The organism is Enterobacter sp. JBIWA005 (assembly GCF_019968805.1).
Taxonomy (GTDB): domain Bacteria; phylum Pseudomonadota; class Gammaproteobacteria; order Enterobacterales; family Enterobacteriaceae; genus Enterobacter; species Enterobacter vonholyi.
Genome location: NZ_CP074159.1, coordinates 2,636,275 through 2,656,101, shown reverse-complemented (window position 1 = coordinate 2,656,101; position 19,827 = coordinate 2,636,275). Strand labels below are relative to the sequence as shown.

Annotated in this window: 17 protein-coding genes and 1 pseudogene; 17 read left to right on the top strand and 1 reads right to left on the bottom strand. The window is 51.8% G+C overall.

What is annotated here, in order from left to right:
• Positions 1–68 precede the first annotated feature (68 nt).
• From tssI to KGP22_RS12475, 17 genes and pseudogenes are all read left to right on the top strand, one after another.
• A complete protein-coding gene (gene tssI, locus KGP22_RS12555; protein ID WP_223579219.1) occupies positions 69–1,997 on the top strand; it encodes a type VI secretion system tip protein TssI/VgrG in 1,929 nt (642 codons plus the stop codon).
• Between the two features lie 11 nt (positions 1,998–2,008).
• The gene (locus KGP22_RS12550) at positions 2,009–2,803 is read left to right on the top strand and encodes a DcrB-related protein (protein ID WP_223579208.1); all 795 of its coding nucleotides are present in this window, start codon (positions 2,009–2,011) and stop codon (positions 2,801–2,803) included.
• A 2-nt stretch (positions 2,804–2,805) separates the two neighbouring features.
• The gene (locus KGP22_RS12545; protein WP_045404269.1) at positions 2,806–4,068 is read left to right on the top strand and encodes a polymorphic toxin type 46 domain-containing protein; all 1,263 of its coding nucleotides are present in this window, start codon (positions 2,806–2,808) and stop codon (positions 4,066–4,068) included.
• On the top strand, positions 4,061–4,408 hold the full coding sequence (locus KGP22_RS12540; protein ID WP_045404268.1) for an immunity protein Tsi6 family protein: 348 nt from the start codon (positions 4,061–4,063) through the stop codon (positions 4,406–4,408). The genes KGP22_RS12545 and KGP22_RS12540 overlap by 8 nt, the downstream gene beginning before the upstream one ends.
• A 199-nt stretch (positions 4,409–4,607) precedes the next feature.
• Positions 4,608–5,677 (top strand): annotated as a pseudogene (gene tri1, locus KGP22_RS12535) (ADP-ribosylarginine hydrolase Tri1).
• An 80-nt stretch (positions 5,678–5,757) separates the two neighbouring features.
• The gene (locus KGP22_RS12530) at positions 5,758–6,138 is read left to right on the top strand and encodes an immunity protein Tsi6 family protein (protein ID WP_223579206.1); all 381 of its coding nucleotides are present in this window, start codon (positions 5,758–5,760) and stop codon (positions 6,136–6,138) included.
• 37 nt (positions 6,139–6,175) lie between these two features.
• Positions 6,176–7,273 carry an ADP-ribosylarginine hydrolase Tri1 gene (tri1, locus tag KGP22_RS12525; protein ID WP_223579204.1) on the top strand — a complete coding sequence of 366 codons (1,098 nt, stop codon included), beginning with the start codon at positions 6,176–6,178 and terminating at the stop codon, positions 7,271–7,273.
• Between the two features lie 107 nt (positions 7,274–7,380).
• Positions 7,381–7,827 carry a hypothetical protein gene (locus tag KGP22_RS12520; protein ID WP_223579202.1) on the top strand — a complete coding sequence of 149 codons (447 nt, stop codon included), beginning with the start codon at positions 7,381–7,383 and terminating at the stop codon, positions 7,825–7,827.
• 63 nt (positions 7,828–7,890) lie between these two features.
• Complete coding sequence (locus KGP22_RS12515; protein ID WP_223579198.1) at positions 7,891–8,328, top strand: hypothetical protein; 438 nt, start codon at positions 7,891–7,893, stop codon at positions 8,326–8,328.
• Between the two features lie 59 nt (positions 8,329–8,387).
• Positions 8,388–10,310 carry a type VI secretion system tip protein VgrG gene (locus tag KGP22_RS12510; RefSeq protein WP_223579194.1) on the top strand — a complete coding sequence of 641 codons (1,923 nt, stop codon included), beginning with the start codon at positions 8,388–8,390 and terminating at the stop codon, positions 10,308–10,310.
• A complete protein-coding gene (locus KGP22_RS12505; protein ID WP_223579190.1) occupies positions 10,303–10,800 on the top strand; it encodes a hypothetical protein in 498 nt (165 codons plus the stop codon). Before KGP22_RS12510 ends, KGP22_RS12505 begins: the two co-directional genes overlap by 8 nt.
• Before the next feature lie 75 nt (positions 10,801–10,875).
• Complete coding sequence (locus tag KGP22_RS12500; protein WP_223579188.1) at positions 10,876–11,430, top strand: hypothetical protein; 555 nt, start codon at positions 10,876–10,878, stop codon at positions 11,428–11,430.
• A gap of 3 nt (positions 11,431–11,433) precedes the next feature.
• Positions 11,434–12,510 carry a hypothetical protein gene (locus tag KGP22_RS12495; RefSeq protein ID WP_223579185.1) on the top strand — a complete coding sequence of 359 codons (1,077 nt, stop codon included), beginning with the start codon at positions 11,434–11,436 and terminating at the stop codon, positions 12,508–12,510.
• A gap of 75 nt (positions 12,511–12,585) precedes the next feature.
• Entirely contained in the window at positions 12,586–13,026 is a 441-nt protein-coding gene (locus KGP22_RS12490; protein ID WP_149367120.1) for a DcrB-related protein, read from the top strand.
• Between the two features lie 3 nt (positions 13,027–13,029).
• Positions 13,030–17,454, top strand: a complete 4,425-nt coding sequence (locus tag KGP22_RS12485; protein ID WP_223579172.1) for an RHS repeat-associated core domain-containing protein — start codon at positions 13,030–13,032, stop codon at positions 17,452–17,454.
• 8 nt (positions 17,455–17,462) lie between these two features.
• Positions 17,463–18,026 carry a hypothetical protein gene (locus tag KGP22_RS12480; RefSeq protein WP_115875499.1) on the top strand — a complete coding sequence of 188 codons (564 nt, stop codon included), beginning with the start codon at positions 17,463–17,465 and terminating at the stop codon, positions 18,024–18,026.
• A gap of 114 nt (positions 18,027–18,140) precedes the next feature.
• A complete protein-coding gene (locus KGP22_RS12475) occupies positions 18,141–18,566 on the top strand; it encodes a tetratricopeptide repeat protein (protein ID WP_223579169.1) in 426 nt (141 codons plus the stop codon).
• A gap of 59 nt (positions 18,567–18,625) precedes the next feature.
• Here the strand turns inward: KGP22_RS12475 and ychF are convergent, their stop codons facing one another.
• Positions 18,626–19,720: a redox-regulated ATPase YchF gene (gene ychF, locus KGP22_RS12470; protein ID WP_223579165.1), complete on the bottom strand. Its 1,095-nt coding sequence runs from the start codon at positions 19,718–19,720 to the stop codon at positions 18,626–18,628.
• Positions 19,721–19,827 lie beyond the last annotated feature (107 nt).

Sequence of the window (19,827 nt, the reverse complement as noted above, 5' to 3'; positions counted from 1 at the left end):
ATAAATGACGCTCATGCATAGATGCGAACCTCTTTTCTGAATCGCATAAGCAATATGGAATAAAGATTATGCTCAACCGAATTACCGTTCAGCTCCCGGTGGAGGGGCTTCTGTTCTGGAAACTGACGGGCCGCGAGGCGATGTCCGAGTCGTTTGCGCTCACGCTGACCGTGCTCGGCACGGACGCGCGCATTGACCGCAGCAAGCTGCTGGGCCAGCCGGTCACGGTGACCATCCCGACGCAGAACCTGCTGACGTCCCGCTATGTTAACGGCAAGATTACCCGGGTGGCGGTCAGCGCCGTTGAGCTGACGGGCACCCGCTATGCGGTGTACCAGCTGACGGTGGAGCCGGACCTGTGGCCGATGAAGCGCGACCGTAACCTGCGTATCTTCCAGGGCCAGACGGTGCCGCAGATTGTGAAAACCCTGCTGGGTGAGCATCAGGTCAACGTTGAGGATAAACTCACCGGCAGCTACCGGGTGTGGGACTACTGCGTGCAGTATCAGGAGTCGAGCCTGGACTTCATCAGCCGTCTGATGGAGCTGGAGGGGATTGCCTATCACTTCCGCCATGAGGCGGACAAGCACACCCTGGTGCTGACTGATGCCGCCACGCAGCATCAGCCGTTCAGCGGCTATGAGGTTATTCCTTACCACCAGACGCCGTCAGGCGGCAGCACGGATGAAGAGGGCATCAGCCAGTGGGCGCTGGAGGACAGCGTGACGCCGGGGATTTACAGCCTCGACGACTATGACTTCCGCAAGCCGAACGCGTGGCTGTTCCAGGCCCAGCAGAACCCGGCGTCGCCGACGCCGGGCAGCATCGACGTGTACGACTGGCCGGGGCGCTTTGTGGACAAAGGGCACGGGGAGTTCTATGCCCGCATTCGTCAGGAGCGCTGGCAGGTGGAGCACCAGCAGATTCAGGCCACCGCCACGGCGGCGGGGATTGCGCCGGGCCACACCTTCACGTTAACCAACGCGCCGTTCTTCAGCGACAACGGTGAGTATCTGGTCACGGCGGCGGGCTATCACCTCGAAGAGAACCGCTACGCCAGCGGCGAGGGGGAGACCATTCACCGTACCGATTTCACGGTCATCCCGTCGGCGGTGGTCTACCGTCCGGCGCAGACCACGGCGTGGCCGCGCACCTACGGCCCGCAGACCGCGAAGGTGGTGGGCCCGAACGGCGAGAGTATCTGGACGGACAAATACGGCCGCGTGAAGGTGAAGTTCCACTGGGACCGCCTGGCGAAGGGCGATGACACCAGCTCCTGCTGGGTGCGCGTGTCGAGCGCGTGGGCAGGCCAGGGCTACGGCGGAGTGCAGATCCCGCGCGTCGGCGACGAGGTGGTGGTGGACTTTATCAACGGCGATCCGGACCGTCCGATTATTACCGGTCGCGTGTACAACGACGCGAGCATGCCGCCGTGGGCGCTGCCGGCTGCGGCGACGCAGATGGGCTTTATGAGCCGCACGAAAGACGGTTCCGTGGACAACGCCAACGCCCTGCGCTTTGAGGATAAAGCGGGTGCAGAGCAGGTGTGGATCCAGGCCGAGCGGAATCTGGATATTAACGTCAAAAACGACGAGTCTCATTCTACTGAAAAAAATCGTACCCAGTTTGTTGGTGAAGATGAAACCTTACGGGTAGCGAAAAACCAGAAATCAGGAATTAAAGGCGATGTGGTATGCCTGACGGGGAACAGTCGAAACGATAAAGTCGTTAATAATTTTATACTTTCCGCAGGAAATACGCTGAGACTGGAATGTGGTGAAAGCGCCATCGAGCTATCAAAAGACGGCAGCGTCCATATCATTGGTAATAATTTTAACTTTACTGCGAAACAGAACGCGCAAATTAATACGCTTTCCGGCGAATTACATTTGAACCCTGATGATGGACAAAATGTCATCGATCCGCCTGGCGCATCCCTTCAGGGTGAAATCCAGCAGGAAGTGGATAGTTTTTTTGTTATTAATGGCAATAAATAAGAGTAACCCGAATGGCTGAATATATTCTTCAGGAAGCATCCCTCGCCTTACCTGATGTGTTTAAAGACAGAACCATGAATTTATTTACTCTGAGTGATAATGGAGCCAGCGAGTTTACTTTTGTTGTTTCTCGTGCGAGTGCTAAAAACGAAGATAAAGTCCATGATGCGGCAACACGGCTGGTACGTGAACTGGAAATTACGGTGCCCGACTTTCGTCTCGAATCCTCTCAGATGACCTCTGTTGATGGTCACCCTGCGGTTGAGCTTTTTTATCAGTTCAAAAATGATAATGCGATCATTTTCCAGAGGCAGACCGTTATTTTGCTCGGTGACCATCCTGGCGGCCAAAAGATGGTGTGTTATATCGGTACTTGCCCGGGCGAGTTTAGCGATTATTATCATAATCAATATCAGGAAATTATCCGTAGTATTAAGTTCCACAAACCGGCTCAGACTGAAACCCAGGAAATGCTCGCTGCGGACAGCCAGGGGCCATTTTTTGCGCTTGATAGTGAGAGTAAGGTACTCAGTGTCTTTGAAAACATTCAGGAACTGTATGGACACCTTTCGCTTCAGCGGGCGAAAGAGGGGCAGTATTTGCTTTTTGAAAAGCGGGGTAAACCACTCAGTATTGCACCCGTTCCGGACAGCCAACCCCTTCGTTACGCGCTCTGGACGACTTCCTCAGACAAATCACATCACTTGCTTTCACAGCTTTCCGTATGCCGCCAGGTCTCTGGTTCTGACCAACTTAATACACCCGATCGGATACGTGGGTATCTGATGGCACAGCCAACCGAATAGTTATGTCCGAATGTCTGGCCGCTCGCGTAGATGATGAGATTGCTCATACAGCCTCAAAAGGCTGGATGATCGCAGGATTGGTTGGTGGGGCAATTCTGGGCGCAGCTGCCGTTGTCGTCACAGGAGGGACCGCGTTGGTTGCTGTTTCTGCCGTTGCGGCTGGGGCATGTGCTGCGGGTGGGTTGGGTGAGCTCCTCGGCAGTATGTCATGGGCTCCACGCCATACCACCGGTACGCTAAAAGAAGGTTCACCCAATGTCTTTATCAACAGCCGAAAGGCTATCCGCGCTCATCTGTCAGCCGGAGAGTGTGATGAGCACAGCGGTAGCCTGCAACGGGTTGCGGAAGGTTCGATAAAAGTTTACATCAATAACTTTCCCGCCTCTCGCACAGGCGATAAGTTGACTTGCAGCGCCGAGATTAGTCAGGGATCGCGTAATGTTATTATCGGTGGAAGCAAGGTTCAGACCGATGAAATAAGTCCTGAAATCCCGGAATGGGTTAACTGGACGATGCTCGCCGTTGGTGCCGGAGCCATGGCGGTGCTGGCCAGTCCGGCAATCGCACTTCTGAGTACCCTCGGTGCGATGGGCGGTGGCACTGTGGGTAGCTACGCGGGTGGAATGCTGTTTGGCGAAGGCAGCGACGGTCAGAAATGGGGGATGCTGATCGGCTCTGTTATCGGCGGCGGGGCCGGCATGAAGGGAGGGGCAAGGTTTGATGCGTGGCGGGCTGGTAAGCCTGTTCTCGAACCGGTTAAGCCAAATATTTCGGCCCGAAGAGCTGAACTTAATGAAAAATTTGGACGCACGGGTGATCTCAATAGAGATATTACAGCCAGAGGAAATAAAGAGCTGGCAAGAAACTGGCTCGAATCTAAGGGCTTCACTCCGCAACAGATTCGTGACTTTGATAATGGCATTGACTATACAAATAGAGTGAGTGTTGAAACAATAAACAGAAATAAAACACTCTATCAAAACCAAGTGCCAGGAGGACGACAGGGAAACTGGTATGCTCTTCGAGAAGATGTTGAGCCAACAGAGTTGGGTATCAATCCAAAAGGTACTATTTATGGCACTGATCAAGTTGTTGATAAAGTAGCAAAACCGTATGTTTCACAACAAAAAGTTGAAATGTTACGTAGTACTTCTTTGCCCGCACTTGATACTTGGTCAGTGAAAGATGTACCCTATCAGACAAAAGGTGGGGCAATACAGATGCTTTCAAGCGAAAAGGATATATTTAAGGTGGCTCATGAATAAAGAAAATTACACCGCGCTAGATTATATCAATGATGCTATTGATGCAATTAATAATCGATTAGAACAAAATCCTACATTTTCTTTATATGTTATGGCGAAAAATCAGTTGGATTATATTAAATCTATTCTAACTGGTGCTGAAAAAGATAAAAGTAAATTACACACATTGAATCTTGGAGTGCTTGCGTCTAAAGAGTTTGATACTACCGATGCCGAACTTGCTCAGCATTTGTCCAATGCTAATTATATAGCCTCGCAGATGGGGCAAGGATTAAAGGTTATTCTTCCCCATGAGCAAGACGTAGAGTACCTGAAAAGGCAAAAAAGATATCGTAAGTGATAGGCAGTTTTTTTGATTTTTAAATGTGATTGTCCGGTATCGTTAACACTTTTTGCTGTAACTATCATATACACTTGATTGCTATCTCCATTTTTTAATGTAATTAAGTCTTCTGTTTCACGGAAAAAAAGAGAGAATGATAGATTATAATCTGTCATGCGCAGTTTCCCTGGTTTAATCCTTTTATAAAGAATGCATAATGGAAGATCTTCACAGTGAAGACTCGGTAATCAATCGTTATGCCGATCGTTATCGTAGCTACATGCCAATTAATATCCGTAATGGAAGAAGAAACACTAGTCTTGATGCGTCGAATTCATCTCACTCATGGGATGCAACATTACCTTTAACCATAACTGAAGATGTTTCACGTGATAAGGCACTTGGATCGCTGGTCGGTTTGGCAGCCGGGGACGCCGTCGGCACCACTCTTGAGTTTAAGAAAAGAGACAGTGAACATGTAGAGGATATAATTGGTGGCGGGCCTTTTCAATTAAAACCTGGTGAATGGACAGATGATACGTCCATGGCATTATGTCTGGCAGAGACTTATCTTTCAGAAAAAAGAATGCATACCGATGTGCTTAGAAAATATCTCTTGAAATGGTATCTTAACGGAGATAATAGCAGTAATGGTCGGTGCTTCGATATCGGGAATACGACGCGATTCGCGCTTGACAGTATATGCGTGTCGGACCTTCCTGGTATGGCAATACAGAGAAACACACTGCTGGTAATGCTGGGGTTATTCGTCAAGCCCCGGTATCTATCTTTCGTCGAAAATCGCTGCGTGCGATTTACTTCGAATCCCAGGCTCAGAGTAGAGCAACGCATGGCGCGGTAGAATCAATTAACGCATGCCAATTTCTCGGATTGGTATTGCACTATTTAATTAACGGTTATCAAAAAGAAGAAGCTTTTTCGCCTCATATTTTCCCACTCTGCGCGCGTGTAATGATCATAAGCGCGGGTGAGTATAAGCAAAAAACTCGCGATCAGATTCGTTCAAGTGGTTATGTTATCGATACGCTTGAGGCCGCGATGTGGTCCGTATGGAATACTGACAACTTCCGGGATGCGATTCTGCTGGCTGCCAATCTTGCCGATGATGCTGACAGCGTTGCGGCGACGGCGGGACAAATAGCGGGAGCATTATATGGTTATTCCGGTATCCCGCAGGGGTGGAAAGATAAACTCGTGCAACACGAACGTATCGCCACAATGGCAGGTGAGTTATTCGATAGAGCACCTGAGGATAATTTTTTATAGTTAGAATTAATAGGGGGAAGCGAGGTGATAAAACAACTCGCACTAAGGTGTCGTATTTTAATTTAACTGAATCTACTGCAATGAATGTAATGACAACCTTTGGTTATGTTGATAAAGCATTAACTTTAGCACAAAAGAGATATGCAGACGTCACGAATCGTGATTCTCACGCCCCGATTTTACAAATGTACGACTCTATTGTACAACAATTAATATTTTTACGGGACTTAATCGAAGGCAAGGAAAAGGATAAAGCAAAGTTATGGAAAATGACTTTCGGTATGTTTGCAGCGAAGGAGTTTGATAATTCTGATGAGTTGTTTTTTGAAAGGTTGTCGGATGCCTGGTTTATTGTGGATCAAATACGTCGAGGGTTAAAGGTTAGACTACCGCACGAGGTTGACGCCAATTACACAATAAAACAACAAAACCTAAAGATGAAATATCCTGATGAGTTTTAGGATACGATATTGAATGTAACTATATTTTAGGTGATGGATGATAGATTTACATGCCAATTTGCATGTCCTGATAAAATATGTGGATAAATATCGCGAATACTTACCGATTAGCAATCCTTCCGTCCAGCGGAGGCTGCAGTATATTTATGATAATAAACCCTTAGAATCATCCTCGAATAGTGATGTACAAAAACAATGGGACTTAACGCCATCATGTAACATCTCACTAGCGGAATCGCGAGACCGTGCTGTCGGTGCGCTTATAGGTCTTGCTGTTGGAGATGCTGTAGGTACGACGCTCGAATTTTTACCTCGTGACAAAGCACATGTCAAAGATATGATAGGTGGTGGGCCATTTCGACTCCGCGCAGGTGAATGGACGGATGATACATCCATGGCATTATGTCTTGCGGAAACGCTTCTTGAGAAAGGTGATGCTGATACTATATGCTTCAGGAATAAACTTCTGGAATGGTATCAGCATGGTTATAATAGTTCAAATGGCGTCTGTTTTGATATAGGAAATACAACACGGTTTGCTTTAGAGCAATATTTAACTGTTGGTCCCGGGTGGAGCGGTAATACAGCGCCAGAAACTGCAGGTAATGCTTCCATCATCAGGCAAGCACCTGTCTCTATTTTTTTTAGAAAGTCATTAAGTAAAGCGTTTTATGAGGCTAAAAAACAAAGTATAGCAACGCATGGAGCCGCGGAAGCAATAAATAGCACACAGTATTTAAGTTATTTGCTCGTGCATATGATTAACGGTAGCAATAAAGATTTTGTTTTTTCTCCGCACGTCATGCCGCTACAGCCACGTGTAATGATTATCAACGCGGGTGAATATAAGCAAAAAACTCGCGATCAGATTCGTTCAAGTGGTTATGTAATCGATACGCTTGAGGCCGCGATGTGGTCCGTATGGAATACTGATAATTTCCGGGATGCGATTCTGCTGGCTGCCAATCTTGCCGATGACGCTGACAGCGTTGCGGCCACGGCGGGACAAATAGCTGGGGCATTATATGGGTGCTCCGGTATTCCGAAGGAGTGGAAAAACAAACTCGTTCAATACGAACGGATTGCTACAATGGCAGGTGAATTGTTCGATAGAGCTCCTGAATACATCGCTTAGAAATTGTTCATCATCTATGGCACGGAAGGATATCCGTGTCATAAATCTGAAGAAAAGTAGTGACTGTTTTTTTACTCTGGCAAAAAGCATGAATAAAAGATGAAATAATGAAATGGACTGGCTTTATAATTTTTATACTCATCTCTTTAGTCTATATCTGGAGCGGGAAAGATCTTTACACCCTAAAAGAGTGGCGAGACTTTAGAATTAAATTCATTTCAGTGTTGGTTGGTGCGCTTGCATTGACACTCATTTTAATTGGCGTATCAAAATTAACCCCGTTACTGGACAGAGAAAGCGCGCGGGCGATAGCATTAATATTACCGGCATCCCTGGTGGCAATGTTACTGTCGAAATTTTTTGTTGTGATGTTGAATGCTATTTTCGAGAGTATTATGCGATTTCATAAACGGTATAATACCAAAGAAATGTATTTAAAACTATCGTCTCTGTCTGCCCGGTACGGGGCCAAATTACACCTGGTAGCAAAATGTTTCGCCTCGTTAGGCTGTATCTTGATGCTCTATGGCATCTGGTTTGGCAGTACAGGCTGATATAAAGAGGTTAGTTAGATGCCAGCAATGCCAGGATATGAAAATAAGTAAATGCGGGATGTTATGATGCATTTGTTTTTCTTTTTTATTTTTATGATTTGGACGCTAGCACTTATCTGGAATGGAAAGGATTTGTTCAACAAAAAACAATGGTTCCTTGCTGGTGTGATGTTCGTTCTGGTGCTAGCGGTTACGGTTGTTATTGGCTTTACATTGAAATGGCTCGCGCTGTCAATGTCATTATTCTCCGTCGCAACGGCGAAACAATATTCGATTATCTTTTCCATGTCTTTCCTGTGCGTATGGGGACTAAAAGTTACCGTTGTGCTGCTCTGTACGATCTTTTCCGGGATTACAGGAGGGCACAAAAAATACAATGCTGAAAATTATGAAGCAATATCGTCTATAACACGCGTTGTTGCGCCTTGCTTACTTATCGTTGCTAAAAGCGTAGTTTCCCTGGGTAGCGTCCTTATGTTTTCAGGTTTATGGCTTAAATAAGCACGATTTAAAAAATATCTCAATGAACACCGAGATTAGTCCATAGTGGAATAAAGATTATGCTCAACCGAATTACCGTTCAGCTCCCGGTGGAGGGGCTTCTGTTCTGGAAACTGACGGGCCGCGAGGCGATGTCCGAGTCGTTCGCGCTCACGCTGACCGTGCTCGGCACGGACGCGCGCATCGACCGCAGCAAGCTGCTGGGCCAGCCGGTCACGGTGACCATCCCGACGCAGAATCTGCTGACGTCCCGCTATATTAACGGCAAGATTACCCGCGTGGCGGTCAGCGCCGTTGAGCTGACGGGCACCCGCTATGCGGTGTACCAGCTGACGGTGGAGCCGGACCTGTGGCCAATGAAGCGCGACCGTAACCTGCGAATCTTCCAGGGGCAGACGGTGCCGCAGATTGTCAAAACCCTGCTGGGTGAGCATCAGGTCAACGTTGAGGATAAACTCACCGGCAGCTACCGGGTGTGGGACTACTGCGTGCAGTATCAGGAGTCGAGCCTGGACTTCATCAGCCGCCTGATGGAGCTGGAGGGGATTGCCTATCACTTCCGCCATGAGGCGGACAAGCACACCCTGGTGCTGACCGATGCCGCCACGCAGCATCAGCCGTTCAGCGGCTATGAGGTTATTCCTTACCACCAGACGCCGTCAGGCGGCAGCACGGATGAAGAGGGCATCAGCCAGTGGGCGCTGGAGGACAGCGTGACGCCGGGGATTTACAGCCTCGACGACTATGACTTCCGCAAGCCGAACGCGTGGCTGTTCCAGGCCCAGCAGAACCCGGCGTCGCCGACGCCGGGCAGTATCGACGTGTACGACTGGCCGGGTCGCTTTGTGGACAAGGGGCACGGGGAGTTTTATGCCCGTATCCGTCAGGAGCGCTGGCAGGTGGAGCATCAGCAGATTCAGGCCACCGCCACGGCGGCGGGGATTGCGCCCGGGCACACCTTCACCTTAACCAACGCGCCGTTCTTCAGCGACAACGGTGAGTATCTGGTCACAGCGGCGGGCTATCACTTTGAAGAGAACCGCTACGCCAGCGGCGAGGGGGAGACCATTCACCGGACCGATTTCACGGTCATTCCTGCGTCGGTGGCCTACCGTCCGGCGCAGAGCACGGCGTGGCCGCGCACCTACGGCCCGCAGACGGCGAAAGTGGTGGGGCCAAAGGGCGAGAGTATCTGGACGGACAAATACGGCCGCGTGAAGGTGAAGTTCCACTGGGACCGCCTGGCGAAGGGCGATGACACCAGCTCCTGCTGGGTGCGCGTGTCGAGCGCGTGGGCGGGCCAGGGCTACGGCGGGGTGCAGATCCCGCGCGTCGGCGACGAGGTGGTGGTGGACTTTATCAACGGCGATCCGGACCGGCCGATTATTACCGGTCGCGTGTACAACGACGCGAGCATGCCGCCGTGGGCGCTGCCTGCCGCGGCGACGCAGATGGGTTTTATGAGCCGCACGAAAGACGGTTCCGTGGACAACGCCAACGCCCTGCGCTTTGAGGATAAAGCGGGTGCAGAGCAGGTGTGGATCCAGGCCGAGCGTAACATGGACACCAGCGTTAAAAATGATGAAACGCACAGCGTCGGCGGCGAGCGCAGCCATTACGTGAAGAAAAATGAACTGCATCGCGTGGAAGCGAATCAGACTCAGGCCGTGAAAGGTGGCACCGAGATCCTGACGGGGAAAGGCAAGCTGGATGCGGCGGTGGAGCAGTACGTCATTGCTTCCGGGACGAAGCTGCGGCTGGTCTCCGGTGAGAGTGCCATTGAGCTGAATGCTAACGGCAAGATTAACCTGATCGGTAAAGAATTTAACTTCTTCGTGGAAGGGGATGGGTATATCACCACTGGCGGTAAGCTGCATCTGAATACCTCTGGTACAAAACCGGGCACCACGGCACCGGGATCGGGGCATAAAGGGGATATTGATGCGGCGGTGCAGGCGAAATTTACGGCCAAAGATGAGTAAAGCAGGTGCGGTGCTTATCGCGTTACTAACGACGGGAATGGCTGGAGGAGGTGCACAGAAAAAGGATCTTTGGATGTTTATTTCCGGGATGAGTGCATCGCTTAAGACGTTATCCGTTACAACCCTTAGTAACGCGCCGTTATCGTTTAAGATGACCAGGCAAAATGAATATATCAATTTCTACAATGCCGACGATATCAAACTGGCGGATGGAACGAACATAACCGCAATTGAGTTACGTTTAAGCAAAGATAACGACGGCATGGCGCCTTTACTGAATTTTTCACCCTCCTCAGGTCAATGCATAACGCTTGATACCGTTAAAAAGCGCTATCCGCAGTTGAGGTTAACTGATTATCCGCGCGGTCGTTCGGAGAACGAAGTGACCAGCTATACAGCCCGAAAAGATATGAATGGACAAAAAGTGAGCTTCAGCTTCACCGTGAAAAATCCTCACTGTCTGGGTTCAGTCGTCATTAGCGCCGACTAAGAAATACTGCACTCATGTCCTGACGGTTTCTTCAGGGTGATAATGGCCATACACATTTAATAAATGACGATTAACGTGAAAAAACATACGCCAATATTTCTTTGTTCGGTCCTGATGTTTAGCTGTCCTGGCAGCAATGTGGTTTTCGCTCAAGGTAAGCCATCCATTCTGACTAAACAGGATTTTTCAGTACAGATCAAAGACCTGCCTGTCGCCTTGGGCGACAGATGGACGCCTGATATTGCCCGTAAAATTGGCGTGCCGGTGGAAGGCAGTTTTACCGGTGAGGTTCCTTTTGATGGAGTCCAATATAAATTCTTTCAGCATCAAAACGCTGGAGTAGAGATATTCACTTCCAATCTCTGGTGGGATAAAGCTGAACGAAGCGTTGATAATTATATCGTGTCGCAGATTACGCTGACTGCCGAAGAATTCTCAACGCCGCGCGGTGTCCATGTGGGTTCAACGAGAAAGGAACTGAACAGCGCATACGGTACCGGTCAGGTCGAAAATGATGCCGGGGAGCAGTGGATTACCTACGAATTGGATAAAGAATTGCTCTCTTTTGAGATAAAAGGCGGCAACGTTATAAAAATAACGATGAATTACAACAATGATTCTCAAGAATAATTTATGACCAAAAAATATCTGGCAGTCGCATTGTTCACGGCTTTATTGACAGGCGTCGTTGAAACGTCATCGGCACTTGAATTATCGCAATATAATAAGCTCGATACGGTAGGTCGCATCCTTAACGACAGTGAAGTGACAGACAATCTCAGGACGCTGCTGGGAAATCATTACCAGACCTTTATTGATAACTTTGACGTCTTCGGCGAACCGCATACCACCACAGGTGGAGGATTGTTTGTTGAGGGCTGGCTAAAAGATCTTTATCTGGAGAACGCGTCAGCGCTGGTTATCAATCCTGACGGCAAAATCTTTGCGGCCTGGGTGGTTCCGGAGTCGGACGTAATCCATTACCAATCCTCTGATAATAGCCCGGTTATTCATGCCGATATTCAGCAATGGGCCGCCAGGTTCCATACGATGCAGTTTGCAGCGAACAGCCAGTCGAGACCTGCGTTTGACGGGGTTTGGGCAGGCGGAGCTGGCGACGACTCGACGTTAACCCTGCGGTTAGCTGAATCAGGCAACCGTATCACCGGGTCCTATTGCTATATATCCCGGAGAGGCAACCGCATTGATTGCCCGGAAAATGATGAGCGAAATCTTAGCGGTACGGTCGCTGGCAATCGTGCCAGCGTAGCGTTTAACTCATCGTTTGGCGGCACAGACGGACGAGCTGTTCTGGAAATAAAGGGGAGTGTAATGGAATGGCGTCTGGTAACGCCTCCTCAAAAAGGAAATGATTATGCTCCACAGCGCTATACGTTACGTAAAGCCGCTTCGGTTCATCACGCTGAAACCAGAAAACTGGATACCGAAAAGTTCGCTATTTCTCTGATAAACAGGTGCGGTCATTTTGAGAGCGAATGTGACGAGATGGTCTATCTCGGCGTGCGAAAAAGCGATAACAGTACGGTCTCCTTAAAGGGAAAAACGTTACGCGACTCCGCAGGTAAAATAATCGGCTCAACGTACAAGAATGGCGAGGTCGCTTATACCGTGACGTACGCCCCCGTGAATCTGGTTGTCAGCAAAGGCAACCATATTTTAGTCGAGCAGTCAGGCCAGTGGCTTAAATAACTATACAGCCAGCCAAAAGGCCAGCATGGATTGGCCTTCTTGTTTCTCTCAATATCAATCATCCCGAGTTCACTTATGAAATACACCCTCCAGGAAGGTTCGTTTTCCCTTTTTCCTGCTGCCTGGCAGGATAACAGCATGAACATTATTCGCGATGACGAAAGCGGGCTGTCCGTGGTGGTCAGCCGCGGCGTGATCCCCGATGGCAGCGACTATGAACAAGAGTTCCACCGCCAGTGGGATGTACTGCGTCCTCAGATGGGTGAGATCGCCCAGAGCGAATTTAGGAACGTAAAGGCCGGGCCTGACGGCAACATTAACGGGCTGGAAGTTGAGACCACGTTTGACCGTAACGGGCAGCGCCTGTGGCAAAAACAGCTGGCCGTGCAGACGCCGGGCAAACCGGTATTGATGATTTTTACCCTCTCGGCACTCAGAGCCTTTATCGAAGAGGACGAGGTGCGCTGGAGCGCGCTTAAGCAGAGTCTGACGCTAAACGACAACCGGAATGTGTAAGGCATGAGCGATAACAACGCGGCCCGTAAGGGCGACGAGATTATTCACTCCAGCATTTTTGCTGACATCACCAGCATTGTGGCGGAAGGTGCCGCCTATGCGGTGATCGGCGCGGCGGTAGGCGCAGCAGCAACCGTAGCGGCGCCATTGCTGGGGGCGGGGGCAGCAGCTGCAGGCGTGGCAGCAATTGGATCCAGCTGTCTGTTAAGCGGCATCATTGGCGGCGTGCTGGCGAACGTCGCGGGGATCACCGACGATATCAGCAACGCCGCTGAGGGGTTAGGCAATGCGCTTTTCCCGCCGTCGCCTGCGGGTACAATCACGACCGGTTCCAGTAACGTTCTCACCAACGCAATCCCCGCCGCACGCGCGGCAGGCACGCTGACGCCCGCAGATACTCCTTCACCTGAGCCGCAGTCGCCGGGCAGCTTTGCCGATTACGCGGGCATGCTGCTTTCTGCCGCCGGACAGTTTGGCAGCGAAATGTGGCAGCCGAGCGTGGCCTCTGCCGCTGCCGGAACTTCGCCGCTGGAAGAAGACAAGGTGGCGTGCGAAAAGCACTCCGGGCCGCAGTATCTGGCGGAAGGCTCTAAAAGCGTCTTCATCAACGGGCAGCCCGCGGTGCGTGCGAAAGATCGCACCACCTGCGAAGGTACTGTGTCCGACGATGTTTCCCCGAACGTAATCATCGGCGGGGACACGCTCACGGTTCGCGATATCAAAAGCGGTAAAACGCCGGGTCTGGCGCTGGGGATGATTGCGCTCTCCCTGCTGCGCGGGCGTCCGGGCAAGATCCTGAAAAATATGCCCTGCGCGCTTGCGGCGGCCGGCGGCGGGATGCTGGCCGATATGGCGGTCAACGCCGTGTTCGGCTCCTCGCACCCGGTTCACGCCGCTACCGGCGTGAAGGTGCTGAATGACGACGACGAACTCGACTTCTCGCTGCCGGGGCGCTTCCCGCTTCGCTGGCAGCGCAGCTACAACAGCCTGACCACCCGCGAAGGGCTGTTTGGTCTGGGCTGGGCAACCACTTTTGACAGCTACCTGGCGCTAGAAGAAGACAACGCGACCTGGTTCGACGAAACCGGGCGCGAGCTGAGCTTCGAGCTGCCGCCGGTCGACCGGGCATTTTACAGCATCAGCGAAGGCATTATTATCCGCCGCAACGAGAGCGGCGACGTGGCGATTGCTGACGATGACGGCGCGGTGTGGCGTCTGTATAAACCAACCCGGGCGAACCCCTCCATCCTGCGTCTGGCCTCCCTCAGCGACGAATACGGCAACGCGCTGCTGACGGAGTGGGACGAGCACGGCAGGCTGACTGGTATTCATGACGAGCCGCGGGCAATCGACGTCACCCTGCGCTATGACGATGAACGTTTCCCGCAGCGCGTGACCGCAGCCAGCCATTTCGACGGCAACCAGACCTGGCCGCTGATGCAGTGGGGCTACGACGCGCGCGGCCAGCTGGCGAGCGCGACGGATGCCTCAGGCGTGGTGACGCGTGAATACCGCTACAACGACCACGGCCTGATGGTCTGGCACCGGATGCCGGGCGGTCTGGAGAGCGAATACCGGTGGCAAAAATTCGACCACTGGCGCGTGGTGGAAAACCGTACCAGCACCGGCGACGGGTGCCGCTTTAGCTACGATTTAGCCGCCGGGCTGACGACCGTCGAGCACTACGACGGTCAGACGCGCCGTCACTACTGGAACGCGCAAAATCTAATCGTTCGCTACGTTGACGAGCGCGGTGAAAACTGGCGCTACGAGTGGGACGAAAACGAGCTTCTCACGCGTCGCATCGATCCGCTCGGCAACGCCGTCACCTTCGTCTACGACGAGATGGGCAACCGGGTGCAGGAGACCGATGCCGACGGCAACACCCGCACCACCACCTGGCTGGAGCACCGCGCGCTTCCTGCGGCCATTATTGAAGCCGACGGCAGCGCCACCCGGTTCTGGTACGACGAACATCACGGGCTCAAGCGCGTGGTAGACCCGATGGGGCAGACGACGCAGCTGCGCCGGGACGAGTTTGGCCAGGTCGTGGAAGAGGTCGATGCCGCTGGCAACAGCCGTTACCAGGAGTACAACGAGGCCGGGCAGATCGTACGTTCGACCGACTGTTCCGGGCGTATTACCCGCTATCGCTATCACCCGCTGGGCTGGCTGGAGGCTGAGACTGGCGCCGACGGGGAAGAGACGCGCTACCGCTACGACGCCGCAGGGCGTCCGGTGCAGCTCGATCGCCCGGAAGGCTGGACGGAATCGCTCAAATGGAACGAACGCGGTCTGCCGGTGAAGCATGCGGGCGCCGACGGGAAAAAAAGTGAGTTCAGATACGACGAGGCGGGGCGCTTAACCGCCACCCGTAATACGCAGGGTGAAGAAGTGCGACGCCGCTGGGACAGCCGCGGGCGTCTGATTGCCCTGGAAAACGAGAACGGCGAAGCGTATCAGTTCCGCTGGGGGCCAGATTCGCTGCTGCTGGAAGAGGTGGGGCTCGATGGCGTGGCCTCGCAGTATCGCTATGATGCCTGCGGGCGCACGATTGCGCGCACCTTTGCCGCCGGTCATCCGGAGGCCATCACCCACGCCTTCGCCTGGAGCGCGAGCGGCCAGCTGGTCGCCCGCACCACGCCGGAAGGCCAGACCCGCTATCACTACACGCCGTCCGGGCTATTAAGCCGGATTGGGCTGCATCCTGCACTTGCAGCCGACGTGTGGACCACCGAGGCAGAGCAGGAGCTTGCCTTTGAGTATGACGCGCTCGGTCGCGTGACGCGCGAAGCGGGCGAGCACGGCGAGCTGGCGTGGGAGTATGACGCGCTGGGCAACCGCACCTCCGTCACGCTGCCCGATGGCCGCGAGCTGAAGCAGTTCTACTACGGCAGCGGGCATCTGCTCAGCATTGCGCTCGATAAGCTGTCGGTCTCCGACTTTACCCGCGACGAACTCCACCGGGAGACCAGCCGCACCCAGGGGCTGCTGACCACCCGCAGCGAATACGATCGTCTTGGCCGACTGCATCGCCGGGACGTCTTTACCGGCAATGCCCAGCGTCCGTCGCCGCGCCGCTGGTCCCGCCGCTGGGATTACGACTACCGCAATAACCTGGTGCGTGAAGAGCGGGACGATAACCCCTTCAGCTGGTACCGCTGGCAGTACGACAGCGCCGGGCGCCTGCTCGTTCAGGACGGCACGCTGCCTGGCCAGGAGCAGTGGCGCTGGGATGCTGCCGGTAACCCGCTCGAAGGGGCTGCTGAGAAGGTCACGCACAACCGCCTGACGCAGCTGAACGGCATTCGCTGGCGCTATGACATCCACGGCCGCACCATAGAGAAGGATAACGGCCAGACCCGCTGGCACTACCGCTACGACGGTGAACACCGCCTGACGGAGGTCATCAGCCAGCCGCGGGATCGCAACAAACCGCAGACGCAGGTCAGCTTCCGCTACGATCCGCTCGGGCGACGCATCAGTAAAACGCGATGCCAGATGCTGGGCGGACAGCCAACCGGCAAGCCGGTCACTACCCGGTTTGTCTGGGAAGGGTTCCGCCTGCTGCAGGAGGTGCACGGAGATGTGCCGCTCACCTACGTCTACAGCGACCAGGACAGCTACGACCCGCTGGCGCGTATTGACGGCGTTGATGCTCCGGAGATTTTCTGGTTCCACTGCCAGCCCAACGGCACGCCGGAGCGGATGACGGATATCGAAGGGCAGGTGCGCTGGGAAGGGGTCAACAGCGCCTGGGGCAAGCTGCTGCGGGAAAGCGAGTCGCAGGTATCAGGATATTCTCAGAACCTGCGCATGCAGGGGCAATACCTGGACCGTGAGACAGGGCTGCACTACAATCTGTTCCGGTATTACGACCCGGACTGCGGGCGGTTTACGCAGCAGGACCCGATAGGGCTGGCGGGGGGGATAAACCTTTACCAGTATGCGCCGAATGCGCTGGGATGGGTGGATCCGTGGGGGTTAACTCCTGAAGATCTGATTCGCTACCGCCCACACGATTCTCTTTCTGCTCAAAACGGAGCTAGAAGCTCTGCTATCTCTAGGGCATGGGTACAAGAAAAAGCCTTATTGCAGGATGGTGGGGCTGGCACCAGGAATTGGACAGCGCAAGAGAGAGATTTAATATTGAAGACTCCGAACAAGAGTCTTACCTCCGTGATGTCACGGGCAGGTTATACTGGGCATCATATCAACTCGGTAGAAGGCAATGGTACACTTGGTTCTAAATGGCAAGGTGATCCGAGGAATATTGTTTTCTTGAAAAATCATAACCATCCCGACAAGTTCAATGAGCATGTCCATGGTGATCAAGGACATAGAGGGAATACTAAAAACTCGACGCGCGGGCGCTTAATTGATAGAGAAAGAACACTAAAATCCAGACAACGATGTAAGCAATTATAGGGGGAAAGATGAACATAAAAAATGCAGTCCAAGACTTTGTTAGCAAATTCAAAATGAATGATTTAAATATGGGAGAGATAGACTATACAGACGATGAAAATGAAACTTCTTTTCCAGTGAATTTAAATGGCGAAATTCGTTTTTTTTATAGCCATTTGATTTTAAATGACCACCCAACATTTGATGGTACTTTCTTTATACAGATTGTTGAGCCCCAAGAGCTTAATGAAATGTTATCAGGCTGGCGAGTTCAAAATGACACGACCTGGCGCGATGAATATATAATCTTTGCTGAAAGAAATGGAGATGTTCTTTTTTGTGATACCCAAAATATTACATCTCCTGTTTATGGTAGTATTCAAAAAAGAAATTTCATTATTTCCAATTCGTTAGCCGACTTTTTGGATGCTTTTTGTTCTGCCATTGAGATAGAACAAAGTAAATATGATGGTGATGCTACAGATGATGATTTTAATTTCAGAGAGGACTTTCTGGAAGATATCGATTTAATGCTAAAAAGCAAGCTTAAGGATGTTGAGGCAGAAGCTTTTAAATATTTCTTTTTTGGTTAGTTAACAATAAAAACTTACTCTTTTAGAGACCTCCATGCTTCTGAAGACATTTATTGCTTATATCCCTTTTATATAGGCAAGGAGGTCTCTTTTCGAATGATAATGAATAAATATATGAAAAACGTATGCTATAAATTCGATGAAAAAAGAGTTACATCTCTTGTAGAAAAAGGAAACGAGTTTCACGACAACCAAAAATACGCCGAAGCTTTAGAGCAATACCAAAAAGCCTGGCAAGCTCTTCCTGAGCCAAAGTTTGAATCGGAATTTGCTAACTGGATCGCTGCGTGCATGTACAGCGCTTACTTTGATCTTGAGGATTACGATGAGGCGAAGAAATGGGGAGAGACGACTTTGCGCACACGTGAATCGGATATAGACACCGCACCATCAATCGACCTCGGCATGGTCTGTTACGAGTTGAATCAATTCGATGAAGCGTATAAATATTTCAACGATGCTTATAACTACGGCAAAGAGCGTGCGTTTCAGGATAGACCTAAAAAATACCTTGAGTTCTATCTGCGCAAGAAGGTGTAAAATCGGTAATTTATGAAAAAAATCCACGCCAAAGCGTGGATTTTTTCATTCAAAACAACTCAAACGTTAAACAAGAAGTTCATCACATCGCCATCTTTAACGATGTAATCTTTCCCTTCTGCACGCATCTTGCCTGCTTCTTTCGCGCCTTGCTCACCCTTGTAGGTGATGAAGTCTTCAAACGCGATAGTCTGCGCACGAATAAAGCCTTTCTCGAAGTCGGTATGGATTTTACCGGCCGCCTGAGGCGCAGTCGCACCCACAGGGATGGTCCAGGCACGCACTTCCTTCACGCCAGCGGTGAAGTAGGTCTGCAGGTTCAGCAGCTCATAGCCTGCGCGGATCACGCGGTTCAGGCCCGGCTCTTCCAGACCCAGCTCGGCCATGAACTCTTCACGGTCGGCATCGTCCAGTTCGGCGATGTCGGATTCAACGGCAGCGCACACGGCAACAACCACAGAACCTTCCGCCGCGGCGATTTCACGCACTTTGTCGAGGTACGGGTTGTTCTCGAAACCGCCTTCGTTAACGTTGGCGATGTACATGGTTGGCTTCAGGGTCAGGAAGCTCAGGTATTTGATTGCCGCCTTGTCTTCGTCAGTCAGGTTTTTCAGCGCGCGCAGCATGCCGGCGTTTTCCAGCTGTGGCAGACATTTTTCCAGCGCAGCCAGTTCCGCTTTCGCGTCCTTGTCGCCGCCTTTGGCTTTCTTCTGCACGCGGTGAATCGCGCGTTCGCAGGTGTCGAGGTCAGAGAGCGCCAGCTCGGTGTTGATAACGTCGATGTCGTCAGCCGGATCCACTTTGTTGTTTACGTGGATGATGTTGTCGTTCTCGAAGCAGCGCACAACGTGGCCGATCGCTTCGGTTTCACGAATATTGGTCAGGAACTGGTTGCCCAGGCCTTCACCTTTGGATGCGCCTTTTACCAGGCCCGCGATGTCCACGAATTCCATGGTGGTTGGCAGAATGCGCTGCGGCTTCACGATTTCCGCGAGCTGGTCCAGACGCGGGTCCGGCATTGGCACAACGCCGGTGTTAGGTTCGATGGTACAGAACGGGAAGTTCGCCGCTTCGATACCCGCTTTGGTAAGCGCGTTAAACAGGGTGGATTTGCCCACGTTTGGCAGACCGACGATACCGCATTTGAATCCCATTTCTAAATCACCTTAATATCTTGATAATCAATCCGTTAGTCATAACCGATTGATGAAAAGTAAATAACTACGCCTATTATACACGTAACCCGCATGACGCGCGGTAA